27 protein-coding genes are annotated in these 24,080 nt (G+C 67.4%); 12 read left to right on the top strand and 15 right to left on the bottom strand.

Annotation, left to right across the window (positions count from 1 at the left end; genetic code table 11):
* Positions 1-57: 57 nt before the first annotated feature.
* Genes SPHPHY_RS0111490 through SPHPHY_RS21420 form a run of 5 tightly spaced genes read right to left on the bottom strand, consistent with a single transcriptional unit; the run spans position 58 to position 2,506 of the window.
* Positions 58-369: an NAD(P) transhydrogenase subunit alpha gene (locus SPHPHY_RS0111490; RefSeq protein WP_022686831.1), complete on the bottom strand. Its 312-nt coding sequence runs from the start codon at positions 367-369 to the stop codon at positions 58-60.
* Between the two features lie 17 nt (positions 370-386).
* Positions 387-755: a PH domain-containing protein gene (locus SPHPHY_RS0111495; protein WP_022686832.1), complete on the bottom strand. Its 369-nt coding sequence runs from the start codon at positions 753-755 to the stop codon at positions 387-389.
* Positions 756-772: 17 nt separating this feature from the next.
* Positions 773-1,258, bottom strand: a complete 486-nt coding sequence (locus tag SPHPHY_RS0111500) for a hypothetical protein (protein ID WP_022686833.1) — start codon at positions 1,256-1,258, stop codon at positions 773-775.
* A complete protein-coding gene (locus SPHPHY_RS0111505) occupies positions 1,255-2,376 on the bottom strand; it encodes an NAD(P) transhydrogenase subunit alpha (protein WP_022686834.1) in 1,122 nt (373 codons plus the stop codon). The genes SPHPHY_RS0111500 and SPHPHY_RS0111505 overlap by 4 nt, the downstream gene beginning before the upstream one ends.
* A gap of 7 nt (positions 2,377-2,383) precedes the next feature.
* A complete protein-coding gene (locus SPHPHY_RS21420) occupies positions 2,384-2,506 on the bottom strand; it encodes an aa3-type cytochrome c oxidase subunit IV (RefSeq protein WP_022686835.1) in 123 nt (40 codons plus the stop codon).
* Positions 2,507-2,663: 157 nt separating this feature from the next.
* Here SPHPHY_RS21420 and SPHPHY_RS0111515 point away from each other — a divergent pair, with 157 nt between their 5' ends.
* Together SPHPHY_RS0111515 and SPHPHY_RS0111520 are read left to right on the top strand one after the other, a co-directional pair.
* On the top strand, positions 2,664-4,073 hold the full coding sequence (locus SPHPHY_RS0111515) for a sigma-54-dependent transcriptional regulator (RefSeq protein WP_028056808.1): 1,410 nt from the start codon (positions 2,664-2,666) through the stop codon (positions 4,071-4,073).
* Positions 4,074-4,092: 19 nt separating this feature from the next.
* A complete protein-coding gene (locus tag SPHPHY_RS0111520) occupies positions 4,093-4,851 on the top strand; it encodes an SDR family NAD(P)-dependent oxidoreductase (protein ID WP_022686837.1) in 759 nt (252 codons plus the stop codon).
* Between the two features lie 44 nt (positions 4,852-4,895).
* Here SPHPHY_RS0111520 and SPHPHY_RS0111525 read toward each other — a convergent pair whose 3' ends face one another.
* From SPHPHY_RS0111525 to SPHPHY_RS20980, 8 genes are all read right to left on the bottom strand, one after another.
* Positions 4,896-5,783, bottom strand: coding sequence for a bestrophin family protein (locus tag SPHPHY_RS0111525; protein ID WP_022686838.1), 888 nt, complete (start codon positions 5,781-5,783; stop codon positions 4,896-4,898).
* Positions 5,784-5,834: 51 nt separating this feature from the next.
* Positions 5,835-6,887, bottom strand: a complete 1,053-nt coding sequence (gene folP, locus SPHPHY_RS0111530; protein ID WP_022686839.1) for a dihydropteroate synthase — start codon at positions 6,885-6,887, stop codon at positions 5,835-5,837.
* Positions 6,888-7,021: 134 nt separating this feature from the next.
* Entirely contained in the window at positions 7,022-8,155 is a 1,134-nt protein-coding gene (locus SPHPHY_RS0111535) for a site-specific DNA-methyltransferase (RefSeq protein WP_028056809.1), read from the bottom strand.
* Positions 8,156-8,338: 183 nt separating this feature from the next.
* Positions 8,339-8,947 (bottom strand): ribonuclease HII, encoded by a 609-nt coding sequence (locus SPHPHY_RS0111540; RefSeq protein WP_022686841.1) that lies wholly within the window; start codon positions 8,945-8,947, stop codon positions 8,339-8,341.
* Positions 8,935-10,113, bottom strand: coding sequence for a bifunctional hydroxymethylpyrimidine kinase/phosphomethylpyrimidine kinase (thiD, locus tag SPHPHY_RS0111545; RefSeq protein WP_022686842.1), 1,179 nt, complete (start codon positions 10,111-10,113; stop codon positions 8,935-8,937). Before thiD ends, SPHPHY_RS0111540 begins: the two co-directional genes overlap by 13 nt.
* A complete protein-coding gene (locus SPHPHY_RS0111550; protein WP_022686843.1) occupies positions 10,110-10,334 on the bottom strand; it encodes a DUF1272 domain-containing protein in 225 nt (74 codons plus the stop codon). Before SPHPHY_RS0111550 ends, thiD begins: the two co-directional genes overlap by 4 nt.
* Before the next feature lie 108 nt (positions 10,335-10,442).
* Positions 10,443-11,273, bottom strand: a complete 831-nt coding sequence (locus SPHPHY_RS0111555) for a ferredoxin--NADP reductase (protein WP_022686844.1) — start codon at positions 11,271-11,273, stop codon at positions 10,443-10,445.
* A gap of 103 nt (positions 11,274-11,376) precedes the next feature.
* Positions 11,377-11,808: a hypothetical protein gene (locus tag SPHPHY_RS20980; RefSeq protein WP_022686845.1), complete on the bottom strand. Its 432-nt coding sequence runs from the start codon at positions 11,806-11,808 to the stop codon at positions 11,377-11,379.
* Between the two features lie 108 nt (positions 11,809-11,916).
* Between SPHPHY_RS20980 and uvrB the strand changes: the two genes are divergently transcribed.
* Together uvrB and SPHPHY_RS0111570 are read left to right on the top strand one after the other, a co-directional pair.
* Positions 11,917-14,100: an excinuclease ABC subunit UvrB gene (gene uvrB, locus SPHPHY_RS0111565; RefSeq protein WP_022686846.1), complete on the top strand. Its 2,184-nt coding sequence runs from the start codon at positions 11,917-11,919 to the stop codon at positions 14,098-14,100.
* A gap of 148 nt (positions 14,101-14,248) precedes the next feature.
* Positions 14,249-14,995 (top strand): energy transducer TonB, encoded by a 747-nt coding sequence (locus tag SPHPHY_RS0111570; protein WP_028056810.1) that lies wholly within the window; start codon positions 14,249-14,251, stop codon positions 14,993-14,995.
* 326 nt (positions 14,996-15,321) lie between these two features.
* Here the strand turns inward: SPHPHY_RS0111570 and SPHPHY_RS22665 are convergent, their stop codons facing one another.
* Both SPHPHY_RS22665 and SPHPHY_RS0111580 read right to left on the bottom strand, forming a co-directional pair.
* The gene (locus tag SPHPHY_RS22665; protein ID WP_022686848.1) at positions 15,322-15,453 is read right to left on the bottom strand and encodes a hypothetical protein; all 132 of its coding nucleotides are present in this window, start codon (positions 15,451-15,453) and stop codon (positions 15,322-15,324) included.
* An 11-nt stretch (positions 15,454-15,464) separates the two neighbouring features.
* On the bottom strand, positions 15,465-15,833 hold the full coding sequence (locus SPHPHY_RS0111580; RefSeq protein WP_022686849.1) for a PRC-barrel domain-containing protein: 369 nt from the start codon (positions 15,831-15,833) through the stop codon (positions 15,465-15,467).
* A gap of 110 nt (positions 15,834-15,943) precedes the next feature.
* Here SPHPHY_RS0111580 and SPHPHY_RS0111585 point away from each other — a divergent pair, with 110 nt between their 5' ends.
* From SPHPHY_RS0111585 to SPHPHY_RS0111620, 8 genes are all read left to right on the top strand, one after another.
* Positions 15,944-16,477, top strand: a complete 534-nt coding sequence (locus tag SPHPHY_RS0111585) for a hypothetical protein (protein ID WP_022686850.1) — start codon at positions 15,944-15,946, stop codon at positions 16,475-16,477.
* Positions 16,478-17,317: 840 nt separating this feature from the next.
* Complete coding sequence (locus tag SPHPHY_RS0111590) at positions 17,318-19,471, top strand: TonB-dependent siderophore receptor (protein WP_022686851.1); 2,154 nt, start codon at positions 17,318-17,320, stop codon at positions 19,469-19,471.
* A 56-nt stretch (positions 19,472-19,527) separates the two neighbouring features.
* Positions 19,528-20,517, top strand: coding sequence for an SDR family oxidoreductase (locus tag SPHPHY_RS0111595; protein ID WP_028056812.1), 990 nt, complete (start codon positions 19,528-19,530; stop codon positions 20,515-20,517).
* A 176-nt stretch (positions 20,518-20,693) separates the two neighbouring features.
* Positions 20,694-21,221, top strand: coding sequence for an SRPBCC family protein (locus SPHPHY_RS0111600; RefSeq protein ID WP_022686853.1), 528 nt, complete (start codon positions 20,694-20,696; stop codon positions 21,219-21,221).
* Positions 21,218-22,396 (top strand): zinc-dependent alcohol dehydrogenase, encoded by a 1,179-nt coding sequence (locus SPHPHY_RS0111605; RefSeq protein ID WP_022686854.1) that lies wholly within the window; start codon positions 21,218-21,220, stop codon positions 22,394-22,396. The genes SPHPHY_RS0111600 and SPHPHY_RS0111605 overlap by 4 nt, the downstream gene beginning before the upstream one ends.
* A gap of 153 nt (positions 22,397-22,549) precedes the next feature.
* Entirely contained in the window at positions 22,550-23,335 is a 786-nt protein-coding gene (locus SPHPHY_RS0111610) for an SDR family NAD(P)-dependent oxidoreductase (protein ID WP_022686855.1), read from the top strand.
* 205 nt (positions 23,336-23,540) lie between these two features.
* A complete protein-coding gene (locus SPHPHY_RS22010) occupies positions 23,541-23,705 on the top strand; it encodes a hypothetical protein (protein WP_156025092.1) in 165 nt (54 codons plus the stop codon).
* Between the two features lie 113 nt (positions 23,706-23,818).
* Entirely contained in the window at positions 23,819-24,058 is a 240-nt protein-coding gene (locus SPHPHY_RS0111620) for a hypothetical protein (RefSeq protein WP_022686857.1), read from the top strand.
* The last annotated feature ends 22 nt before the right edge of the window (positions 24,059-24,080 follow it).

Raw genomic sequence — 24,080 nt, forward strand, 5'->3', positions numbered from 1 at the left:
TGTCCGGCCTCGTTCTTCGACTACGCCGACATGGGCCGCCGCCGGCGTACGGCAGCGTCAATGCTTCGCCGCCGGGCGTTCCTTCTTCTTGTACATCGCCAGCATCCGGTGCGTGACCGCGAAGCCGCCGAAGATGTTGATGCTGGCCAGCACCACCGCCAGCAATCCCAGCCACTTGCCGGCCAGGCTGCCCGCCATCCCGACACTTGGCGCCGCGCTGGCGATCAGCGCACCGACGATGATGACGCTGGAGATCGCGTTGGTCACCGCCATCAACGGCGTGTGCAGCGCGGGCGTAACCGACCAGACGACGTAATAGCCCACGAAACAGGCCATGACGAAGATCGACAGGATCGCGATGAAGTCCATGAAAGCCCCCTATTTCCTCAGCGCTGGCCCAGCACCAGCCCAGCCAGCAGACGATGGATCGCGGCCGGGTCGGCGTTGCGGCTGACCTTCAGCGTCAGCGGCCCCAGCGCGCTCGACACCCAGATACGCAACTCCGAGTCGACATCGAAGGTGCCCGCACTCTCGACCGCGAAGCGCGTGATCGAGCGGTAAGGCACGCTCTCGAACGATACCTTCGATCCGGTCAGCCCCTGCACATCGACCAGCACGAAGCGATAGTTGGTGAGAAAGGCGGTGTCCCGCAGCGAGCGAAAGGCGGCGAGCACTTCCTCGCCATCGATCAACGCATGGCCGAACCTCTCGCGGATCTCCGCGGGTTCGACCTCGTGGCTCGCAAACAATCCCATGCCCGCCCCCTCTCGGATCAGTCGCGCGGTGCCACGAGCGTACGATCGCGAATCGCGGCCATCTCCGCGAAGATACGGTCGCCCTCGGTGAAAAGCTCGGTACGATCGCGCATCTGCTCGTCGGCAACGCGGCGCGCCTCCGCACGCGCGACGCGGCGGCGCTGCGCGGCCGTCTTCACTGCGCCGGGCGGCGGCGGCGGCAACGGCGGGCGCGCGCAATCGTAGGTGGTCTTGCGATCGTGCTTCATACGGTCCGCCACCGCATCGGCATAGACGCCGGCGAGCTTCGTCCCCTGCAGCGAGCGGACGAACGCGGCATCGCGCTCGGCATTCTGCGTCCGATAGGCGTCGACCAGTTCGGGCATGCAATGCGGCACGACGAACATCTGGTAGCGGTCGACGAGATCGTAGAACGCCTTGCGGTCCGCCTTGGCGGGCGATTCCGCCGCCAGCGGCGCGGCGAACAGCAGCCCCAGCGCCGCGACCGCCGCCCGCCACGTCACGCCAGCAACCGCGGGTTGACGACCTGACCGCCGCGCGTCAGCCGGACCGCATCGCCGATCTCGTCGTCGAGCACCGGGCGCCCCTGTTCCTTGTCCCAGAAGGTCGAGAGGAAATTGTAGAGGTTGCGCGCGAACAGCGCCGAGGCGTCGGCCGGAAGCCGGCCGGCAACGTTGCGGTGGCCGACGATCTTGACGCCGTGCCGATCGACGATCTCGCCCGCGACCGCACCCTCGACGTTGCCGCCCTGCTCCACCGCGAGGTCGATCACGACGGAGCCGGGGCGCATCGACGCCAATTGCGCGTCGCTGACCAGCCGCGGTGCGGCGCGGCCGGGGATCAACGCGGTGGTGATGACGATATCCTGCCTGGCGATGTGCGCCGACACCAGTTCGGCCTGCGCCGCCTGATATTCGGGCGACATCTCGCCGGCATAGCCGCCCGCGCCCTCGCCCTCGATCCCGGCGACGTTCTCGACGAAGATCGGCTTGGCGCCGAGCGACTGGATCTGTTCCTTCGTGGCGGAGCGCACATCGGTGGCCGAGACCTGCGCGCCCAGCCGCCGAGCGGTGGCGATCGCCTGCAGCCCGGCGACTCCGACGCCCATCACGAACACGCGCGCGGCGCTGATCGTGCCTGCCGCGGTCATCATCATCGGGAAAGCGCGGCCATATTCGGCAGCGGCGTCGAGAACCGCCTTGTAGCCGGCCAGATTCGACTGCGACGACAGGATGTCCATCGACTGCGCGCGCGTGATGCGCGGCATGAACTCCATGGCCAGCGCCTCCAGCCCGGCGGCGGCATAGCCATCGACACGCGCGCGCTCACCGAACGGATTGAGCCCCGCAACCACCCATGCCCCCGGCGCGACCCCGGCGAGCGACGCCGGGTCCGGCCCCTGCACGCCCAGCACGATATCGGCACCGGCCAGCGTCGCGGCACGATCGCCGACGGTCGCGCCCGCGGCGGCGTAATCGGCATCCGCACAGGAGGCGGCGGCACCGGCTCCCGCCTCCACCGCCAGCGTCGCGCCCAGTGCGGCGAATTTCTTCACCGTTTCCGGCGTTGCCGCTACCCGGCGCTCTCCGGGAGCCTGCTCCCGCGCGACCGCGATCTTCACCGCGCGGCTACGAGATCAGCCAGATGACGAGAAAGGCGAGCAGGAAACATGCGACCGCGCCGTATTTGAGCATTCCGATCATGCTCGTATACGTGGACTCATGTGCCTTCAGATCGGCAGGTTCGGCCATGGTGATCCTCTATCCCGTTTATCGGTTCGACATGACCGTAGATAAGCCGCCCCGAACAGGCAATACGGCCGCACGCGTCGCGACGGTCGGATTTAAGTCGCCCTTTACTCCGGGGCGCTAGGCCAGCATCGGACGAAACATGGGGCCGGGCCTGAACATGACGCGCAACGGACAACGTCTGCTGATGCTGATCGACGCTGATGCGGCGCAACGCCGCACCGTCGCGACGATCGCGGCGCGTGGGGGATGGCGCACGATCACCGCCGATGACGTGGCCGCGGCCCTGACGACGCTGGCGACCGAGGACGGGATGCAGCTGGACGCGATCCTGCTGGATCACGGTGCCGAGGACGTCGAGCCCGCGCCGACGATCGCCGAGCTGCGCGCGTATCGCCCGCAACTGCCGATCCTGCTGCTGACCGCGCATGCCTCGGTCGCGAGCGCGGTGGCGGCGATGCGGTCGGGCGCGACCGATTATCTCAGCAAGCCGCTGGCGCCGGAACGGTTGCTCCACGCGCTGGAGGCCGCCGTCGGCGCGACGACCAGCGGCGAGCTGCGTCCGCTGACCGAAAAAATCCCGGCGATGCTGGTGTTCGACGAGATCGTCGGCACCGCGCCGGAATTCCGCGCGGCGATGGCGATCGCGGCCAAGGCGGCGCGTGCCCGGGTTGCGGTGCTGATCGAAGGCGAAAGCGGGGTCGGCAAGGAAGTGGTGGCGGAGGCGATCCACGCCGCCTCGCCGCGCGCCGACTTCGAGCGGGTGACGGTGAATTGCGCCGCGGTGGCGGGCAACACGATCGCCAGCGAGCTGTTCGGGCACGAACCCGGCGCGTTCGCGGGTGCGTTCGAGCGGCGGCAGGGACGATTCGTCGCGGCGCATGGCGGCACGCTGTTCCTCGATGAGGTCGATTGCCTGCCGCTGGACGCGCAGGCGATGCTGATGCGCACGCTGCACAGCGGCGAGGTGCTGCCGCTGGGCGCGCGCCATGCGCAAGCGGTGGACGTGCGCGTGATCGCGGCCACCAACAAGCGGCTGAGCGACGAGGTCGCCGCCGGACGCTTCCGCGAGGACCTGTATTTCCGGCTGAACGCGGTGACGGTGCCGATCCCGCCGCTGCGCGAACGCGCCAGCGACATCCCGGCGCTGGCGCGGCACCTGCTGGAGCGAATCGCCGGGCAACCCGGCCTGCGCCAGCTGAACATCACCGACGACGCGCTGACGCTGCTGATGCTCTACGAATGGCCGGGCAACGTCCGCCAGTTGCAGAACGCGCTGTTCCGCGCCGCGGTGCTCTGCGAGGGCGACACGCTGACGCGCGCCGACTTCCCGCAGATCGCCGCGCTCGGGAATCGCCCGGCGCCGCGCCCGCGGGACGGCGCGACGGGGGTCGCGCTGTTCGGGGCGGACGGGCATTTGCGCGCATTGGAGGAGATCGAGGCCGACATCATCCGGCTGGCGATCGCGCATTATCGTGGACGGATGACCGAGGTCGCGCGACGGCTGGGGATCGGGCGCTCGACGCTCTACCGCAAGCTGAGCGAGCTGGGCATCGACACCGCCGCCTGAGCCCGCCATCCTGCGCGGCATGACGACACCGCCGTTCGCACAGCGCGCCTTTCTGGTCACCGGGGCTGCGTCCGGCATCGGTCTCGCGGTCGCCCGCCTGCTTGCCGAGCGCGGCGCGGCGCGACTGGTGCTGGTCGATCGTGATGCGGCGGCGCTGGCGCGTGTCGACCTTGGCTGTACGCTCGATCTTCTACCGGGCGATGTCGCGGACGAGGCATTGTGGGACGAAGCCGCCGCGGTGCTGGCCGGGATCGACGGCGCGGTGATCAACGCCGGGGTCGCGGGTGCAGGCGCGATCGCCGCCTTGCCGCTGGCCGAGTGGCGGCGAATCCTGTCGGTCAACCTCGACGGCGCGTTCCTGACGATGCGGGCGGCGATGCGCGCCATGGCAGGCCGCGCCGGTACGATCGTGGCGGTGGCGTCCGCAGCCGGGATCAAGGCGGAGCCCGGGGTCGCCGCCTATGGCGCATCGAAGGCCGGACTGGTCCAGCTGGTGAAGGTGGCGGCCAGGGAGGGTGCTGCGCAGCGGCTGCGCGTCAACGCGATCGCGCCGGCCGGGGTCGAGACGCCGGTGTGGGATGCCGTACCGATGTTTGCGGACCGCGCCGCTGCGATCGGACGCGACGCGGCGTTCGCGGAACTGGCGGCGATGGCGACACCGCTGGGGCGCTATGCCAGGCCGGAGGAGATCGCGGCACAGGTGGCGTTCCTGCTGTCGGATGCCGCCGCGCTGATGACCGGCGCGGTACTGGTCAGTGACGGCGGATACACGCTCTAGCGCCTCGCCCCGCACCCGTCAGGCGCGCATCGACGAACCGCCGCTCACCACAATACGCCTGTTTTGTCCGCCACCAGCGGCTCGGGCGCCTCGTCGCCGATCGACTGAAGCAGGTCGATCTCGATCGTGCGGCACATCGCGTTCAGCGGCAGATCGTGGACGGTGTTGGCGAACGGATCGACCAGATCGTCGCCGATCGCCAGCACCGCCAGGAACATGAGCCCCGCCACCGTGGAGCCGAGCGGCGTCGCGAAACCCAGCGTCTCGACCAGCCCGATCGGCAGCAGGATGCAGAACAGGTGCGTAAAGATCGTTGGAAAAAATCGGTACTGGTTCGGCAGCGGCGTGTTCTTCAACCGCTCCATCCCGCCCTGCGCATTGGCGATGTCGATCAGCACGCTTTCCATCGACGTCTGCTGGATGGTGTCGATCCAGCCGTTGCGGCGACACAGGTCGATACGGCGACCGGTGCCATCGACGATGCCGTTGGCGGTGTTGGTGCGCGACAGCGCGAAATCGGCCTCGCCCTTCGACAGGAAGCGGAGCACGACGTCGTCGACCTTCTGCTTGCGCAACTGGCAGCGCAGCGCATTCACATAGGCGATCTGCCGCAGCACGATCGTCCGCTTCATGTCGTGCGCTTCGGGATCGGGCAGGAAGTTGCGCGCGGCGCGCGCCAGGTTCCGGCTGGCGTTGATCATCAGCCCCCACAGCGAGCGGCCCTCCCACCAGCGCTGATAGGCGGAGTTGCTGCGGAAACCGAGGAACAGCGCCAGCGCGGAGCCGAACAGCGTCAGCGGCAGTTCGGGCGCGTGGAACGGCAGCACGTAGTAAGTGACGGTAACGATCACATCCCAGACGAACAGGATCGTGAGCGGCTTCCAGACTTCGCGAACAACCTGGGTAAGGCGGGGTACGGCAGTGACGATCATGCCCGGCTAACGCACATCATGCGGATGGGTGCCCGTTTCATTTCATTGCCGTCACGACGTACCGGCCAGCGCGCGATCGCGCAATCCTCGCCACACGCGCAGCGCCTGCATGGTAGCGGCGACGTCGTGGACGCGCAGCGACTGCACCCCCGCCTGCGCCCCTGCGACGGCCAGCGCGATCGAGCCGCCGAGCCGTTCCGCAACCGGCGCCTCGTTGTCGAGCGCGCCGATCATCCGCTTGCGGCTGACCCCGAGCATGATCGGACATCCTAGACCGTGAAAGATCGGCAATCCGTTCAGCAGCGCGAGATTGTCGGACAGCGACTTGCCGAAGCCGATGCCGGGATCGACCATGATGCGCGCGCGGTCGACCCCGGCGGCGACCACCGCATCGATGCGCGCTTCCAGCCAGTCGAAAACCTCGGTGACGACATCGCGGTAGGCGGGGCGCCCGTGTCCGCCGGCCTTCGGATCGGGCGAGTGCATGAGCACGACCGGTGCGCCTGCGCGCGCGACGATCTCCATGGCGCGATCGTCCCACAGCAGCGCCGACACATCGTTGACGATGCCCGCGCCGGCGGCAAGCCCCGCCTCCATGACCGCGGCCTTGCGCGTGTCGACCGAGACGAGCGCGCCAGCACGGGCGAGGCGTTCGACGACCGGCGCCACCCGCCGCGCCTCGTCCTCTTCCCACACCAGCGTCGCGCCGGGACGGGTCGATTCGCCGCCGATGTCGATCACCGCCGCGCCGGCAGCGGCCATCGCCATCCCGGCGGCAGCCGCGCCAGCGGGATCGTCGACATGTGCACCGCCATCCGAGAAGCTGTCGGGCGTGACGTTGAGGATGCCGGCGACGTGCGGCTGGTCGAAGCGCAGCGTGCGCGCGCCGAGCACCCACGGCGCGCGCGGAGCGATGATGCGCGCGTGGAGCGTCGCGGCGCGCTCCCCCAGCCGCGCGATGTCGCTGAGGGGTACGATGCGGCGGTTGCCGGCCGCGATGACCTCATAGGCGGCGAACCATTGCAGCCCGCCCGCCAGCCGCACGACCTCGCCGTCAGGGTAGGCGAAAGGCGCGTCGATGAAATGCGTCGGACGGAGGTGCATTCTCTCTCCTCCTCTCCCTCTGCGGGAGGGGGTGGATCGCGTGCTCGCGAAACGGTGGTCGTTCGCTTGCGATCGACCCTATCACCAGGGCTTCAGCCACCCCAGCCCCTCCCTTGAAAGGGAACGGCCTGATGTCAGGGCTGCGTTGCCAGCAGGTAGGTCTGGCGCAGGGAGTCGATCGGTTGCAGGGCGCCGTTCGCCTCGTAATGCCAGAAGGTCCAGCCGTTGCACGCCGGTGCGCCCTGCACCGTCGAGCCGACCTTGTGGATCGATCCGTTCGCGCCGCACGGGCTCGCGACGGAGCCGTCGGCGCGCACCGTCGCCTGCCAGCGGCGCTTGGTGTCGACCAGCATCGTACCGGGCGCCAGATAGCCGTTTTCGACCAGCACCCCGAACGCCACCTTCGGCTGCGACTTGGGGCTCTGCATCGTCGCGAGCGCCGATTCGTCGAGCGGCAGCGCGGCGGCGATGCGCTCCTGCGCCGCCTCGATGTAATCGCCCTCGCGCTCGATGCCGATCCAGCGGCGACCGAGCCGCTTGGCGACCGCCCCGGTGGTGCCGGTGCCGAAGAACGGATCGAGCACCACGTCGCCCGGCTTCGTGCAGGCCAGCAGGATGCGGTAGATCAGCGCCTCCGGCTTCTGGGTCGGGTGCACCTTCACCCCGCCCTTCTTCAACCGCTCCGCACCGCCGCAGATCGGGAACTCCCAGTCCGAACGCATCTGGAGCTCGTCGTTCAGCGTCTTCATGCTGCGATAGTTGAAGGTGTATTTCGCCTTTTCGCCCTTGGACGCCCAGATCAGCGTCTCATGCGCGTTCGTGAAGCGCGTGCCGCGGAAGTTCGGCATCGGATTGGCCTTGCGCCAAACGATGTCGTTGAGGATCCAGTAACCCAGATCCTGCACCGCTGCGCCGACGCGGAAGATGTTGTGGTAGCTGCCGATCACCCAGATCGTGCCGTCGTCCTTCAGGATGCGGTGCGCCTCCGCCAGCCAGGCGCGGGTGAACGCGTCGTAGTGCGCGAACGTATCGAACTTGTCCCAGTCGTCGGTGACGGCGTCGACATGGCTTCCGTCGGGCCGGAACAGCTCGCCGCCGAGCTGGAGATTGTAGGGCGGGTCGGCGAAGATCATGTCGACCGACTTCGCGGGCAGCGCCCGCATCTGCGCGATGCAATCGCCGCGCAGGATCTGGTCGAGCGGCAGCACGATGGGCGTTTCCGTCGCCGTCGCACGGCGCCCGCGCGCGACCTTTTCCATGACCCCCATCAACACCAGCTCCCCGTTTACGAACCCCAAAAGGGCGGCAAACCGGGAGTCCGTCAAGCGCCCTGCGGCGAGGCGAGTCGTCGCACGACCCGTTGATGAAGCGGAACAAGATGAGTCCGTTTCCATATGTGGAGTCTCGCGGGACTCGACAGACTCAACGGGTGGTGGTGTGGCCGAAATGACTCAAAACGGCAAAACACATTGCGCGACCGGCGCGAAGCTGCGGCGGTGGAGCGGCGACGGGCCGTGTTCGCGCAAGGCGGCGAGATGCTGCGCGCTGCCATAGCCCTTGTTGGCGTGCCAGCCGTAGTGCGGATGCGATTCGGCAGCGGCAATCATGATCTGGTCGCGGGTATGCTTGGCGATGATCGAGGCGGCGGCGATCGAGCGACTGTGCGCGTCCCCCGAGACGATCGCGGTCGCGGCATAGCCCCATCGCGGCAGGCGATTGCCATCGACCAGCACATGGCCCGGCACGCAGCCCAGCATATCCACCAGGCGATCGACCGCGAGCGTCATCGCCTTCATCGTCGCCCAGTAGATGTTGAGCGTGTCAATCTCCGCCGGCTCGACGATGCCGATGCCATAAGCGGCGCAATCGACGAGCCGCGCATGAAGGCGCGCGCGCTCGACCGCCGGCAGCTTCTTCGAATCGTCGATCCCGCGCGGCACGCCCCTGGCGGGCAACACCAGCGCGCAGGCGACGACCGGGCCGGCGAGCGGCCCGCGCCCGGCCTCGTCCACCCCGGCGACCGGCGGCAGACAGGCGCGTTCGTGCTTCAGGCCGGGCATGGCAGTCGCCATGGTGGAAAGCGACGATGCTCTCCTGCGCTGTAGAGGCAGAGCGCGTTGCCCGCCGGATCAGCAAGCCGCGCTTCACGCCAGCCCCAACGCCGGGCGACCGGATCATCGACCGCGATACCCGCCGCGCGCGCTTTCGCCACCGCGCCGTCGAGATCAGCGACTTCCAGGTAGACGCGGACGCCCTCCGCTTCGTGCGCGGCCTCGATCGACAACGTCGCGCCGCCCTCGCTCTGGAACCGCGCATAGCGCCCGCCGCTGTCGACGATCGCCGTCAGCCCCAGCGCGCGATAGAATACGAGGCTGGCGGCGTGGTCGACGGCGGGTAGCGTCACCTGATTGGGCGTCGCATCGCCCGGCACATCGAGCCGCACCCGCGCGTGCCCCATCGGTCCATGCCCGTGCCCGAGGCCCGGTGCCTCGCGCAGTGCAATCCGCACGAACAGTCGCGCGCGGGCAATGGCGTCCGTCAGGACCATGCCGCGCGCGAGACCATCGGCGATCGCACTTGCCAGCGTACAGCCGGTGCCGTGGCTATGCCGGGTGTCGATCCGCGGGTCGGCCCATTCCGCGATCGTGCCGTCGGGGCCGATCAGGCGATCGACCACGATGTCGCCGGCGGCGTGGCCGCCCTTGACCAGCACCGGCGCGCCGATCGCCGCGGCATAATCGCGCGCGGCGGGTGCGACATCGGCGGCGGCGAGCGCGTCGCGCCCGGCGAGCGCCGCAAGTTCGGGGAGGTTCGGGGTCACCAGCGTGCTCATCCGCGCCAGTCGCGCGAACGCGGCAATCGTCGCGGCGTCGGCGAGGGTCGCACCGCTGGTCGCGACCATCACCGGATCGAGGACGATCGGCACGGCGTAAGCACCATTGGCGAGTTCGTCGGCGACCGCGGCGGCGATGGCCGCTCCGCCCAGCATCCCGATCTTGACCGCATCGACGCCGAGATCGGTGGCGACGCTCGCCATCTGCTGCCGGACGATCGCGGGGGACAGCGCGGCGATCCCCTGCACGCCAAGCGTGTTCTGCGCGGTGACGGCGGTGATCGCGGTCATCGCGTGGCCGCCGAGCATCGTGACGGTCTTGATATCGGCCTGGATCCCCGCCCCGCCGCCGGAATCGGAGCCGGCGACGATCAGCACGCGCGGCATCGTCATTCGCGGAAGCGCCGTTCGGTGGCCGCGGGGTGTTGTTTCAGCACCTTGCCGAGGCGTGCCGGGCGATCGAGCAACTCGCCGCCGCAATTCGGGCAGGTGTCGTCGAGCGTGTCGGCGCATTCGGCGCAGAAGGTGCATTCGAGCGAGCAGATGAAGGCCCCGGCCTCGTCGGCGGGCAGGTCCACGCCGCAGCGTTCGCAATCGGGTCGCATGTCGAGCATGGCGGGAGCTTTAGCGTGGGACTTCCGTCATAGCGAGCACTGCGGAGCAATCGAGCGCCATTCCTGACGCGCCGGATTGCTTCGCTGCGCGCTATGACGGCAGCGGGCTCAATCCACGAACGCGCGTTCGATCACGAACTGGCCGGGGTTGGCATTCGAACCCTCCGCAAATCCCTTGTGCTCGAGCATCGAGGCGATCTCGCGGATCATCGCCGTCGAACCGCACAGCATCACGCGGTCCGTTTCGGGATCGAAGTGCGGCTCGCCTTCCAGCCCCTGGAACAACCGCCCGTTCTCGATCAGCGCCGGGATGCGACCGGTGGTGTGGAAGTCCTCACGCGTGACCGCGGGGACGTAGTGGAAGCGCGTCGCGGCCTCGTCGGCGACGAGCGGGTCGTCGGCCAGGCGCGCGCCGAGCTCATCGTGGAACGCCAGATCGTCGACCCGGCGGACGCCGTGGACGATCACGACCTGCTCGAACCGCTCGTACACGTCCGGATCGCGCGCGACGCTGAGGAACGGCGCCAGCCCGGTGCCGGTCGATAACAGGAACAGTCGCTTGCCGCCGAGCAGTGCGTCGAGCACCAGCGTACCGGTCGGCTTCTTGCCGAGATAGAGCTGGTCACCCGCCTCCACCGCCTGCAAGCGCCCGGTCAGCGGACCGCCGGGCACCTTGATCGACAGGAATTCGAGCTCCTCGGCCCATGCCGGGCTGGCGATGGAATAGGCGCGCATCACCGGCTTGGCGGGTTTGTCGTCGGTCCCGCCCTCACCGGGCAGGCCGATCATCACGAACTCGCCCGAGCGGAAACGGAACGACGCCGGCCGCTCGACCGCGAAGCTGAACAGATGCTCGTTCCAGTGGCGCACCCATTTGACCGCGACGCTCAGGAAGGCGGTCGATTCAGGGATTAGCACTGGCGCACGCAGGTCGGTCATCGGCGATCCGGTCTGGAAATGAGGATTTTTTGCGAATGGTGCGCCCTATGGCGCGCGTCCGGTGGGGTCAACCATAGCTGGGCTTGGGGGCCGGCAAGCGCGCTCAGTCGCGTTGCGCAAGCGGCGCCTGCACGAAGCGCAGCGACACCCATTCGGCGGCCGACGCGAGTTGCGCGACGGCATCATGCGCGCCGCTGTCGGCCACCAACGTCGCCGCAATGCGCCGCACCGCCACCGCATCGCCGTCCAGCCCGGCGGCGAACATCGCCAGCAGCGTCGCCTCCGCCTCGGTGACGTTCGCGGCACCCGGCGTGCCGAAGCGCATCCAGCGCAGCGCATGCGCGTCGAGCAACGCCATCGCCTTCACGAAGTCGCCCAGTGCTGGCATCACGCCGCGCCACGCGAAGCCGGGCGCCAGTGCCGCACACGGACACCGCCCGGCGCGGGCCGCCGCAGTCCATTGCCGCATCGCACCGGTAAGGAAATGAAAATGCTCGTCGAGGTTCGGCGGCAGGCGGTCGACAAAGCGGTACATCGGAATACCTTGATTGCGAGTGCTTCGCAGTAGCGCAGTGAGAACGGATCGTCAACGCACGCTCTGCCTGCCCTTTCACCCGGCGACATCCGCGCCCATATTGTCGGCATGGCGATCCAGATCCGCACCAACTTGGCCGAACCCGAAACCGGCGAGAACTTCGTGCCCCATCGCCCCGCCCGCCCCGCCAAGGTCGAGGGCGGCCGCCGCTTCACGCTGGTCAGCGAGTATGAACCGTCCGGCGACCAGCCCACCGCGATCCGCGAGCTGGTCGATTCGGCGCTGGCGGGCGAGAAGGACCAGGTGCTGCTGGGTGTAACGGGATCGGGCAAGACCTTCACGATGGCGAAGGTGATCGAGGCGATGCAGCGCCCGGCGCTGATCTTGGCGCCGAACAAGATCCTCGCCGCGCAGCTTTACGGCGAGTTCAAATCGTTCTTTCCCGAAAATGCGGTCGAATATTTCGTCAGTTACTACGATTATTACCAGCCTGAAGCATACGTCCCCCGCAGCGACACCTATATCGAAAAGGAGTCGAGCATCAACGAGTCGATCGACCGGATGCGCCATTCCGCGACCCGATCGCTGCTGGAACGCGACGACGTGATCATCGTCGCCTCCGTTTCGTGCCTGTACGGCATCGGCTCGGTCGAAACCTATTCGGCGATGATCTTCGACTTGAAGAAGGGCCAGAGCGTGGATCAGCGCGAGATCGTCCGCAAGTTGGTCGCGCTGCAATACAAGCGCAACGACGCGGCTTTTCAGCGTGGCAACTTCCGCGTGAAGGGCGACAATCTCGAGATCTTTCCGTCGCACTATGAGGACAGCGCGTGGCGCGTGTCGTTCTTCGGCGACGAGATCGAGGAGATCGTCGAGTTCGATCCGCTGACCGGCAAGAAGTCGGCGAGCCTGAACTCGATCCGCATCTATGCCAACTCGCACTACGTCACCCCCGGCCCGACGATGAAGCAGGCCGCCGACGCGATCCGCCACGAACTGACCGAGCGGCTCAAGGAACTGGAGATCGAGGGCAAGCTGCTGGAGCGGCAGCGGCTGGAGCAGCGTACGAACTTCGACCTTGAGATGATCGCGGCGACCGGCAGCTGCAACGGGATCGAGAATTACAGCCGCTTCCTGACCGGCCGCCTGCCCGGCGAGCCGCCGCCGACGTTGTTCGAATATCTGCCCGAGAACGCGCTGCTGTTCGTCGACGAGAGCCATCAGACGATCGGGCAGATCAACGGCATGTCGCGCGGCGATCACCGTCGCAAGATCACGCTGGCCGAATATGGCTTCCGCCTTCCCTCGGCGATCGACAACCGCCCGCTGCGCTTCAACGAATGGGACGCGATGCGCCCGCAGACGGTGTGCGTGTCGGCGACGCCGGGCACATGGGAGATGGAGCAGGCGGGCGGCGTGTTCGCCGAGCAGGTGATCCGTCCGACCGGGCTGATCGACCCGCCAGTCGAGATCAAGCCGGTCGAGGAGCAGGTGCAGGATCTGATCGTCGAATGCGGCAAGACCACTGCGCTTGGCTATCGCACGCTCGTCACCACGCTGACCAAGCGGATGGCGGAGGACCTGACCGAGTACATGCACGAGGCGGGGATCAAGGTCCGCTACATGCACTCAGACGTCGAGACGCTGGAGCGTATCGAGCTGATCCGCGACCTGCGGCTTGGCGTGTACGACGTGCTGATCGGCATCAACCTGCTTCGCGAAGGGCTCGACATCCCCGAATGCGGGCTGGTGGCGATCCTCGACGCCGACAAGGAAGGCTTCCTGCGCTCCGAAACGTCGCTGATCCAGACGATCGGCCGCGCGGCACGCAACGTCGACGGGCGCGTGATCCTCTATGCCGACCGCATCACCGGCAGCATGGAGCGCGCGATGAACGAGACCGCGCGCCGCCGCGAAAAGCAGGAGGCGTACAACCGCGAGCACAACATCACCCCGACGACGATCCGCCGCAACATCGGCGACATCATCGCGCATGTCGCGTCGAAGGATCAGGTGACCGTCGAGATCGACGACGATCGGCCGCACATGGTGGGCCACAATCTGCGCGCCTACATCGAGGAGCTGGAGAAGAAGATGCGCAAGGCGGCGTCCGACCTCGAGTTCGAGGAAGCGGGCCGCCTGCGCGACGAGATCCGGCAGCTGGAGCAGGAAGAGCTCGGTCTGCCGGTCGAGCAGCACCGTGCGCCGGTGATGGGGCGCAGCAACGAAGGCAAGCCGGGAACGCGCAAGACACGCTTCGGGAAGGTGCAGCGGAAATTCGGCAAGCGGTAGCCGTCTGACGATTGAGCCCCGCCGCGACGTCCGATCCAGGACCGCCGCGTGCCGCTCCGTCGCCGGGCGCGTGCCGCTCCGTCGCCGGGCGCGTGCCGAAGTCGTTACGATCACTCCCGGTTCAGCCGCTCGCCCCTATATGGGCGGCATGTATGCGCAGCCCGCCCGCGACCGGATCGGCCCCGCCCTCGCCGCCGCGGCGGTGAGCGCGGCACTCGGCTGGGCGCTGTTCGTCGGGCTTGCCGGCGCGCCGCTTCGCGAACGGATCGCGGACGGGCTGGCGGTGTTCCGCATCGATCCGCCGCCACCGCCGACGGTCGAGATCGTGCCCAGGCGCATCGTCTCGTCGCGTCCGTCGGGCCGCGCCGCCCCGCCCAATATTCGCGCGCAGGCGACGCAGGTCACCGCACCCCGCCCGGTCGTTGTCGTGCGGCTGCCGCCACCGCCGATCACCGTGACGCTCAAGCCCTTCGCGGGCAACCAGTCGACGCAGGGTGCCGCCGATCGCGCCGGGCCGGGCACCGGCGCCGGCGGGATCGGCGACGGAACCGGTAGCGGTGGCTGGGGGGACGGCGACGGCGGTGGCGGTGCCGAGACTCCGCCGGTGTGGAAGCGCGGGCGGCTGAACGATGCCGACTATCCGCGCGACCTTGGCGACGCGGGCTTTCAGGGCATCGTGTCGGTCAAGTTCCTCGTGTGGAGCGACGGGCGTGTGCGCGACTGCCTGATCGAGAAAAGCAGCGGCAATGCCGGGCTGGACGCGACGACCTGCCGGCTGATCCAGCGGCGCTTCCGCTACGATCCGTCGCGCGACGCGGAAGGGCGCCCGGTACCGGCGTGGATCGTCGAAAACCACGAGTGGATCATCGTGCCGGAACCGGCGGCCGGGGGCTGATCGTCGCGCGGAGCGGGCTCGACCGCGACGGCTCGGATCGTGCGATAACCGGGTGATGGACGAAGCGCGAGCCCTGGCAGCATCATCTCACGACCCGCATCATCGATCCCTCTGCTCCGCTGCGGCGGCGTTACTGCTCTTCCCGCAACCGGATTCGGCTTGTCGACCGGGTGCCAGGCCCGGATCGACGTTCTCGGTCATTGCCGCCCCCGACCTTGATCCGGCGACCCGCTATCGACCGACACGGAGGCAATAGCGCCGGATCGATGCCGGGAGACTTGAACCGGATTATCCGGACGAACGTCAGTACCGCGCCGGCGCGAGCATCAGCGCTCGTCTTCAGGCTCTGCGTCGACGGTCTGCGGCGGCGGGCTGCTGTTACCCTCCTCCGGAGCGTCGGGATCGGTCAGCAATTCCTCGACGGCTTCCTGCACGTCGTTCTGCTTGCGCTCGGTCATCGTATCGCTCCTTACGCGACGTTGAGATTTTCGCCCTGCACCTGATAGTAACTGGCGACGCGATCGGCGTAGGCCTGGTCGAAGATCGGGGCATTGTTCGCCCAGCTCGGCCCGCCTTCCAGCAGCCGACGGTCGATCGTCACGACATAGCGGTCACGCACCGGATCGAATTGCAGGAGCGCGAACGGCAGCGGGTAGAAGCTCTTGCCCATGCCGAGGAACCCGCCGAGGCTGAGCACCGCATGAGTTGCCTTGCCCGTCGACTTGTGGACCATGAAGGCATGGACCGTGCCCAGATGATCGCCGTCGCGGGTGTCGACCTTCATGGTATCGCCCAGATTGGCCTGCACCAGGATCTGGGTCGGCGCGTCATCGGCCATGGTCGAATACTCCTATGTTAGAACGTTCGACGCGGTGAACCGTCGTCCGGGTGCGGCGGTTCCGGGGCGGACGGTTGAGCACACGCGGAGGATCGGTCATAGCGCCGGGTGTGACCCGTCTACGCTCCCTCCTCGCTGCCACCGGCCTCGCGCTCGCGATCGGCGCGTGCGTGCCGCGCGCGGTGCCGCCCGCCCCCGCGCCGGCGCCGGCGCCGCCTCCCCCCGCGCCGCCTCCGGTGCCTGCGCCGGTCGTCGCCGACTGGCAGGATCGACCGTGGACGTCAGGTGCGTGGCGTTATCGCCGCGAAGCGAACGGGAGCCGCGCGAGCTATGCGGTGGCCGGCGGCGCGTCACGTGCCGAACTGCGCTGCGACCGCACGCAACGCGCGTTGTTCCTTGTCGTCCCGGGTGGCGTCCCCGGCGCGTTCACGATCCGCACCAGTGCAATGACGCGCGCGGTGGCGACACAGGTAACGACCGGCGCCACGTCCGGGATTGCGGCGCGCTTCGCGGCTGACGACCGGCTGCTGGACGCGATGGCGTTCACGCGCGGGCGCTTCACGATCGAACAGCCCGGCGCGGCGCCGCTGGTGCTGCCACCGTGGGCCGAGGTCGGGCGCGTGATCGAGGATTGCCGCGGCTGACCTCGCGACCGGAATCTTTGTCGCATTTCGGGCATCCGCGGGCTTGCATCGCAGCCCGCCGCGTCGCACATTGTGGATGCGGCTTACGCAGTCGCAACTGTTATCAACCAGCGAAAGGAGGTGATCCGATGTCTCATGGTTCAGCAATGGGGTCGGTTCAGTTCGTTCGGGAGGCACGCTTCTAGGACCTGGATCGCCGCTACGGGAGGATGCATCCTCTCTTCAACGTAGCGAGTGATATGGTTTCTGGAGGCCCACATGGTCTCCCGGGCTGGAGCTCTCCGGCCGCTGACCATGTCAAGGGGTTGTCGGGCATCCGTTCGCGGGCGCCCGGCAACCTCTTCTCATATCTGGCGTAGATGATCGGTGCCGGGCTGGCGGGCGGCCCGCCTTCGGGTACGCGACCGATTTTTCCAGCGACCAGGGCTGATTCGCTTATTCACTGCCAGCCCGTTCGTAAGGACTGTCAGGCAATTTCGATTTGGCGAATTCTAGGGCTGCCCTCACGCGATCGTTGGGGATCATCGCCTATTGAACTTGCATCGTTGGCTTGCGCCCTTCCGGCGGCATGAGCGATGCGCCGCCTCATGACCCTACGGGTAAGCGACTTCTGCTCCGGCCTGCTCTGAGGATCAATCGGCGCCACTATGAGGCCGAGGGCACCGTCGACGCCGAGCGCGGTTTAGAAGCTCCGCAGGCGTAGCGCCCAAACCTGCATGTCGTCCCGCCTGATGGCACGCGCGCCCCCCGGATATGTTCGACACACGATCATCTATTGATACTCACTCGCAGCCGCGATAGGGCTCCCCTCATCAACCAAGGGGTTCTATGTCCAGCCGAATGTCCGCCAGCGTGTTTGCGCTCGCCACTGCCCTCACCGCAACGCCGGCGATCGCGCAGCAACGCGCCGAAACATCGTCGATCGACGATGTGATCGTCACCGGCCGGCAAGCGCCCGATCTCGCCTCGGCCGGCACCAAGTCCGCGCTGCCACTCGCCGAGACCGCCCAGTCGATCACGGTCGTCACCGCCGGTGACATTCAGGAGCTCGGGCTTCAGAACCTCAACCAGGCGCTGCGGTTCGTCGCCGGGGTCACGCCGGAAACGCGTGGCGCGAGCGCAGAGGTCTACGACCAGTTCAAGCTGCGCGGCTTCGACGCGCCGGTGTTCCTCGACGGACTGAAGCAGTTCGGTAGCACCACCGGCTATGCGATCCCGCAGGTCGACGTGTCGCGGCTCGACCGGTTCGAGGTACTGAAAGGCCCGGCCTCGACGCTCTATGGCCAGTCCGGTCCCGGCGGGCTGGTGGCGCAGACCAGCAAGCTGCCGGTCGACGTGCCGCTCTACGGCGGGGTCGCCGGCACGTACGGCGAATACGACCTCTACCGCCTTGATGCGGACATCGGCGGGCAGGCCGGCAGCGACGTGCTATGGCGCGTCTATGGCAGTGCGAACGGCGCCGACACCCAGCAGCGCTTCGCACGGCGCGAGCGGCAGACGGTGTCGGGCGCGGTGACGATCGGCAACGGATCGCGTACCACCTTCACCGTACTCGGCACCTATTCGCACGATCCCCATAATGGCGCATACGGGGTGTTCCCGGCGCTGGGCACGCTGGTCGACAATCCCAACGGGAAGCTGTCGACGCGCTTCGATGGCGGCGAGGACGGCAACCGGTATCAGCGCGAGCAGGCGGCGGGCACCTATATCTTCCGCCACGACTTCGGCGGGGGGTGGAGCTTTCGCGCGTCGGGCCGCTACCAGAACGTCACCGCGCAACTCGGCCTGGTCTATGTCCGCGGCGCACCGGTGGCGGGCAGCACGCGCCTCTACAATCGCGCCAGCTATGCGACCGACGAGGAGTTGAACAACTGGACCTATGACAATCAGCTTGCCGGGACGGTGCGGACCGGGCCGGTCACGCATCGGCTGCTGTTGGGGGTCGACCGGCAGGTGGCGCATTCCACGGAAGATGGGCAGTTCGGCGGCGGCACCCCGCTCGACGTGTACAACCCGGTCTATGGCACGATGACGGTACCGCGCACCCCGGCGCAAGTGCCCGGAGGGACTGGCGAATTCAGGCTCGACGCGCGGCTCCGCCAGCAGGGTGTCTATGTGCAGGACCAGCTAGAGTGGGATGCACTGCGCGTGACGCTGGCCGGACGCCAGGATTGGGCGCGCGGCCAGCAGAACGGCGGGACGCCCAAGCAAGACGAGAAGTTCACATGGCGCGCCGCCGCGCTCTACACGCTGCCGTTCGGGCTGGCACCGTACGTCAGCTATTCGACATCGTTCGAACAGCAGGCGGCGACGGTGCGTCGCGCCGACAACACGCTGGGCATCGCCGACCCGTCGCTGGGCAAGCAGATCGAGGCGGGCGCCAAGTTCAGCGTGCCGGGCACGCCGATCCTGCTGTCCGGCGCGTGGTTCAAGATCGACCAGACGAACGTCGTGACCTCCACCCCCGACTTCGCGATCTCGCGGCAGACCGGCGCGGTGCGCTCGACGGGGGTCGAGTTCGAGGGCAGTGCGCCGTTGGGCTATGGCTTCACCGCGCGCGCGGCGTTCAGCCGGCAGCGGGTGCGCACAATCAGCGACCCGCAGGACCCGTCGCGGGTCGGGCGCGGACTGGAGACGGTCGGGCGTGGCGGCGCGTCGCTGATCGTCGACTGGGCGCCGGAGCGCGGCACGTTCCACGGCCTGACGGTGGGCGGCGCGGTGCGGCACGTCGACGAGGTCTATGCCGGCGTCTACACCCCGCCCGAAAACCCGGCGGCGGCGGCGGCGCTCAACAGCCCGTCCTACACCGTCTACGACGCCTGGGCGCGGCTGGATCTGGAGCGCGTGAACCCGGCGTTGCGCGGGCTGACCGCATCGGTGAACGCGTCGAACCTGTTCGATCGCAGCTACATCACCTCGTGCTTCGCCAATTACGCATGGTGTTGGTACGGCAATCGCCGGATCGTGCAGGGGACGATCGGCTACCACTTCTGATCGCAACCTCTTCCGCCGCAGCCCGTTCGCGCTGATAACCTTTGGAGATCAGCAAGATGGACGATCAGGGTACGACACGCCGCACCGTGCTGGGCGGTGCAGCGGCGGTGGGGCTGACGATCGGCGCCCAGGGCGCGGCGGCACAGGACGGCGCACCCGCCGCCGCCACGCTGCGCGATCCGCGCACGGCCTATACGAAGACGCCGTTCCCAGAGCAGCGCCAGCCCTGGCCGGCGCTGCAAGGCAAGATGACGCCGCGCCCCGACAGCGGCGAGACGAGCTATCGCGGTTCCGGAAGGCTCGCGGGGCGCAAGGCGCTGGTGACCGGCGGCGACAGCGGGATCGGGCGCGCCGCGGCGATCGCCTTTGCGCGTGAAGGCGCCGACGTGGCGATCAATTACTATCCCACCGAAGAGCCCGACGCGCGCGAGGTGAAGGCGCTGATCGAGCAGGCCGGGCGAAAGGCAGTGCTGCTACCGGCCGATATCCGCACCGAAAAGGCGTGCACGAGCCTGGTCGCCGACGCCGTGCGGCAATTGGGCGGGCTGGACCTGCTGGTCAACAACGCCGCCTACCAGCAGAGCAAGGCCGACATCTCCGAGATCAGCGACGAGCAGATGGTGCGGACGTTCGAAACGAACATCTTCGCGATGTTCCGCATCTGCAAGGCGGCGATCCCGTCGATGCCGGCCGGCTCGGTCATCATCAACACCGGCTCGGTCAACAGCTACGACCCCGGCGAGGAATTGCTGGATTATGCCAGCACCAAGGGCGCGATCCTGATCTTCACCAAGGGGCTGGCGAAGCAGCTCGCGAAGAAGGGTATTCGCGTCAACATGGTCGCGCCGGGGCCGATCTGGACGCCGTTGCAGGTCGCGGGCGGGCAATTGCCGGGCAAGATGGGCGAGTTCGGGCAGGACACGCCGCTGGGCCGGGCGGGACAACCCGCAGAGCTGGCCCCGCTGTACGTCGCGCTTGCCGAAGCCGGCACCAGCTTCTCCACCGGCACCGCCGTCGGCGCGCATGGCGGCAAGGGGAGCCCGTAACGGCCTCCTGCCTTCTTTGCGGCGACGGCCAGGCCTCCGGCCCGGCCGTCGCCGCATGGGATCGAGGGCAGCTGTCAACCGGGCGCCAACATGATTGACCCAGATCAACGTACTGATTTTTCGAGGAACGGGTGACGCGGACTGGCCATTGACGGCGCGACAGCAAAGGAGCCGACATGGCCGATGACGCCCCGCTCGCCGCCGCCAAGCAAGACAAGCCAACGGCGCTTACCGCACGCGCAGTGACGATCAACCTGCCCGTCGACGAAGTCTATGCGCGCTTCCGCGACTTCGCGGCCTGGCCGGCCTTCATGGAGAATGTCGTTCGTATCGAGGTGCATGACGAACGTCGTTCGCACTGGGTCGTCAAGGCGCCGATGGGCGGGACGGTCGAGTGGGATGCTCGGATCACGCAGGAAGTGCCCGGCGCGCTGCTCGCCTGGGAAAGCGAAGATGGTGCCGAGGTGCCAAACCGGGGTCGCGTTGAATTCCGCGATGCCGGAACGCGCGGAACGGTGGTGGTTGCGACGATCGACTACGACCCGCCCGGCGGAGTGATCGGCAAGGTAATCGCCAAGATGTTCCAGCGCGAACCCGCGATTCAGGCGCGGCGTGACCTGCGTCGCTTCAAGCAGCTGCTGGAGACCGGCGAAGTCGCCACACCAGCGATGAACGCCAAGCAATTCGAGGAGATGGGGCTGTGAAAGCGATCGCCTGGCACGGCAAGCACGATGTCCGCGTCGATACCGTTGACGACCCCGGCATCGTCAACCCGCGTGACTGCATCATCAAGGTGACGTCGACTGCGATCTGCGGCTCGGACCTGCACCTTTACGACGGCTATATCCCCACGATGAAGTCCGGCGACATTCTCGGCCATGAGTTCATGGGCGAAGTGGTGGAAGTCGGCGCGAAGTCGACGCTGAAGAAAGGCCAGCGCGTGGTCGTGCCGTTCACGATCTCGTGCGGCAGCTGCTATCACTGCACCAAGCAGCAATTCTCCGCCTGCGACAACGGCCTGCCCGCCGACAACCAGGATATCGCACAGGAACTCTACGGTCAGCCGATGGCGGGGCTGTTCGGGTATAGCCACATGACCGGCGGCTATGCCGGCGGTCAGGCGGAATATGTCCGCGTGCCGTTCAGCGACGTCGGCCCGATCGTGATCCCCGATGGCGTCGAGGACGACAAGGTGCTGTTCCTGTCCGACATTCTGCCGACCGGCTGGATGGCGGCCGAGAATGCCGACATCGAGCCGGGTGACACCGTGGCGGTCTGGGGCTGCGGCCCGGTCGGGCTGTTCGCGATCCAGTCGGCGTTCCTGATGGGCGCCGAGCGCGTGATCGCAATCGATCATTTTCCGAACCGCCTCAAGCTGGCGGCGCGCTTCGGCGCCGAGACGATCAACTTCGAGGAAACCGCGGTCTACGAGGCGCTGATGGTGATGACCGGCGGGATCGGCCCGGATGCGGTGATCGACAGTGTCGGGCTGGAGGCGCACGGCTTCTTCGTCGACAACGTGCTGGACCAGATCAAGGTGTCGACCTTCACCGGCACCGACCGCGCGCATGCCAACCGGCAGGCGATCATCGCATGCCGCAAGGGCGGGCGCGTATCGATGCCCGCGGTTTATGGCGGGTTCGTCGACAAATGGCCGCTGGGCGCCTTCATGGAAAAGGGTCTGACGCTCAAGACCGGGCAGACCCACGTCCAGCGCTACCTGCCGGCGCTGCTGACCGCGATCCTAGAGGAGAAGATCGACACCACCTTCCTGATCTCGCACCGGATGCCGCTCGAAAAGGGGCCGGAGGGATACAAGATGTTCCACGACCAGCAGAACGATGTGACCAAGGTCGTGCTGAAGCCGGGAATGGTGTGACGAGCGGTTTTCGCGGCCTTTCAAAGTTGAGCAGCGGCCGAGCAGCGCCGCGGCAGCGGCTCGAACATCACTGAAGGCCGCAGCCCGACAGTGCATTTCAACGTCGGTACACACCTTCTCACCACGACCGAATTTAGGACGAGAGGAATCCACATGGCAGACAAATTTGCGATCATCACCGGCGCGTCGACCGGGATCGGCTTCGAGCTGGCCACACTCGCCGCGAAGGATGGTTACGACATCCTCGTCGTCGCCGACGAACCGTTGATCGACGCAGCCGCAGCCGACTTCAAGCAGTTTGGCACGCAGGTGCAGTCGGTGGAGGCCGATCTGTCGACGATCGACGGGGTCGACCGGCTGCTCGCCGCGGCGCAAGGCCGTCCGATCGATCTGCTCTGCGCCAATGCCGGCAAGGGGCTCGGACGTGGCTTCCTCGATCAGGATGTCGCGGATTGGCGACGTGTGGTGGACACCAACATAACGGGGACCGTCTACCTTCTACAGAAGGTGCTGCGTCAGATGACCGAGCGACACCAGGGCAAGGTCCTCGTCACCGGCTCGATCGCCGGCTTCCTGCCGGGCAGCTTCCAGGCGGTGTACAACGGGACGAAGGCGTTTGTGGATTCATTTACTGACGCGTTGCGTGACGAGTTGAAGGATCATGAGGGCATCACGCTGACGACGCTGATGCCGGGGCCGGTCGAAACCGAATTCTTCGATCGCGCCGACATGATGGACACCGACGTCGGCACGTCGGATCGCAAGTCCGATCCCGCGAAGGTGGCGCAGGACGGCTGGGATGCGCTGATGTCGGGCAAGCATTCGATCGTCTCGGGGTGGAAGAACAAGCTGCAGGCCGCGGCTGCGCACGTCCTGCCCGCAGAGGTGACCGCGCACATGCACCGCAACATGGCCGAGCCGGGAACCGCCAAGGACTAGGGCCTTACGGCACGTCGTTGCGAGCGTGGCGGAGCTATCCAGAGCGTCGTGGCTCCGGAACAGACTTGCATTGCTACGCTCGCCCCGGTGCCGCCGCCGCCCGCGCCAGCGTCTCCACCATCTCAGCACCCAGCGGACAGGTCTTCCCACGGCGCCCAGCACCGATCGGGCCGGAACGGTCGCGGCGGGATGATTATGTTGGGCCATGTCAAAGGCGTACAATGGCGTGCGAGCCGCACGAATATCGCATGCGTACGGCACCAGAGTAGTGGGGCAGCGCATCGACCACCACCGTGAGGATTACTTTGCGGGCAGCGTCACGCTGACGGCCGGGGTGCCGCACGATTTGCTGACCCAGTTTGCTGCGTGATCTCGGCCTATCTTGATCCTGCTCAAGGTGCCGTTCGCCGCATTGTAACATTAGTGTCGTTGCATGAGCCGGCGCGACATGAGAGTAGCGTTCGGCTCGAGGGAGATCTAATTATGAAGAAGTTTCTGATGGCGGCTGCAGTCGCTTCGCTCGCCACCGTTCCGGCGGTTGCGGCTCCGGTGAACTCGGCTGCCAGCCTCTCGGTCGCGAAGTCGGCCCGTGCGTCGGCGCCGACCGCCAAGAAGAACGAGCTGGTCGGTGGCGGTCTGATCGTCGCTGCCGTCGCCGCTGCTGCGGTGATCGCCGGCATCATCATCATCGCCGACGACGGTGACGATTCCGACAGCAACTGAGCTGTTCGAGGTAGTGGAAGGG

The sequence above is a fragment of the Sphingomonas phyllosphaerae 5.2 genome (genome assembly GCF_000419605.1).
Lineage (GTDB): Bacteria > Pseudomonadota > Alphaproteobacteria > Sphingomonadales > Sphingomonadaceae > Sphingomonas > Sphingomonas phyllosphaerae_B.

What these genes read in the sequence shown, in the direction of transcription:
- SPHPHY_RS0111490 (WP_022686831.1), bottom strand. Translation starts at nt 369, where the DNA reads ATGGACTTCATCGCGATCCTGTCGATCTTCGTCATGGCCTGTTTCGTG.
- SPHPHY_RS0111495 (WP_022686832.1), bottom strand. Translation starts at nt 755, where the DNA reads ATGGGATTGTTTGCGAGCCACGAGGTCGAACCCGCGGAGATCCGCGAG.
- SPHPHY_RS21420 (WP_022686835.1), bottom strand. Translation starts at nt 2,506, where the DNA reads ATGGCCGAACCTGCCGATCTGAAGGCACATGAGTCCACGTATACGAGC.
- SPHPHY_RS0111515 (WP_028056808.1), top strand. Translation starts at nt 2,664, where the DNA reads ATGACGCGCAACGGACAACGTCTGCTGATGCTGATCGACGCTGATGCG.
- SPHPHY_RS0111520 (WP_022686837.1), top strand. Translation starts at nt 4,093, where the DNA reads ATGACGACACCGCCGTTCGCACAGCGCGCCTTTCTGGTCACCGGGGCT.
- SPHPHY_RS0111525 (WP_022686838.1), bottom strand. Translation starts at nt 5,783, where the DNA reads ATGATCGTCACTGCCGTACCCCGCCTTACCCAGGTTGTTCGCGAAGTC.
- folP (WP_022686839.1), bottom strand. Translation starts at nt 6,887, where the DNA reads ATGCACCTCCGTCCGACGCATTTCATCGACGCGCCTTTCGCCTACCCT.
- SPHPHY_RS0111535 (WP_028056809.1), bottom strand. Translation starts at nt 8,155, where the DNA reads ATGGGGGTCATGGAAAAGGTCGCGCGCGGGCGCCGTGCGACGGCGACG.
- SPHPHY_RS0111540 (WP_022686841.1), bottom strand. Translation starts at nt 8,947, where the DNA reads ATGCCCGGCCTGAAGCACGAACGCGCCTGTCTGCCGCCGGTCGCCGGG.
- thiD (WP_022686842.1), bottom strand. Translation starts at nt 10,113, where the DNA reads ATGACGATGCCGCGCGTGCTGATCGTCGCCGGCTCCGATTCCGGCGGC.
- SPHPHY_RS0111550 (WP_022686843.1), bottom strand. Translation starts at nt 10,334, where the DNA reads ATGCTCGACATGCGACCCGATTGCGAACGCTGCGGCGTGGACCTGCCC.
- SPHPHY_RS0111555 (WP_022686844.1), bottom strand. Translation starts at nt 11,273, where the DNA reads ATGACCGACCTGCGTGCGCCAGTGCTAATCCCTGAATCGACCGCCTTC.
- SPHPHY_RS20980 (WP_022686845.1), bottom strand. Translation starts at nt 11,808, where the DNA reads ATGTACCGCTTTGTCGACCGCCTGCCGCCGAACCTCGACGAGCATTTT.
- uvrB (WP_022686846.1), top strand. Translation starts at nt 11,917, where the DNA reads ATGGCGATCCAGATCCGCACCAACTTGGCCGAACCCGAAACCGGCGAG.
- SPHPHY_RS0111570 (WP_028056810.1), top strand. Translation starts at nt 14,249, where the DNA reads ATGTATGCGCAGCCCGCCCGCGACCGGATCGGCCCCGCCCTCGCCGCC.
- SPHPHY_RS22665 (WP_022686848.1), bottom strand. Translation starts at nt 15,453, where the DNA reads ATGACCGAGCGCAAGCAGAACGACGTGCAGGAAGCCGTCGAGGAATTG.
- SPHPHY_RS0111580 (WP_022686849.1), bottom strand. Translation starts at nt 15,833, where the DNA reads ATGGCCGATGACGCGCCGACCCAGATCCTGGTGCAGGCCAATCTGGGC.
- SPHPHY_RS0111590 (WP_022686851.1), top strand. Translation starts at nt 17,318, where the DNA reads ATGTCCGCCAGCGTGTTTGCGCTCGCCACTGCCCTCACCGCAACGCCG.
- SPHPHY_RS0111595 (WP_028056812.1), top strand. Translation starts at nt 19,528, where the DNA reads ATGGACGATCAGGGTACGACACGCCGCACCGTGCTGGGCGGTGCAGCG.
- SPHPHY_RS0111600 (WP_022686853.1), top strand. Translation starts at nt 20,694, where the DNA reads ATGGCCGATGACGCCCCGCTCGCCGCCGCCAAGCAAGACAAGCCAACG.
- SPHPHY_RS0111610 (WP_022686855.1), top strand. Translation starts at nt 22,550, where the DNA reads ATGGCAGACAAATTTGCGATCATCACCGGCGCGTCGACCGGGATCGGC.
- SPHPHY_RS22010 (WP_156025092.1), top strand. Translation starts at nt 23,541, where the DNA reads ATGTCAAAGGCGTACAATGGCGTGCGAGCCGCACGAATATCGCATGCG.
- SPHPHY_RS0111620 (WP_022686857.1), top strand. Translation starts at nt 23,819, where the DNA reads ATGAAGAAGTTTCTGATGGCGGCTGCAGTCGCTTCGCTCGCCACCGTT.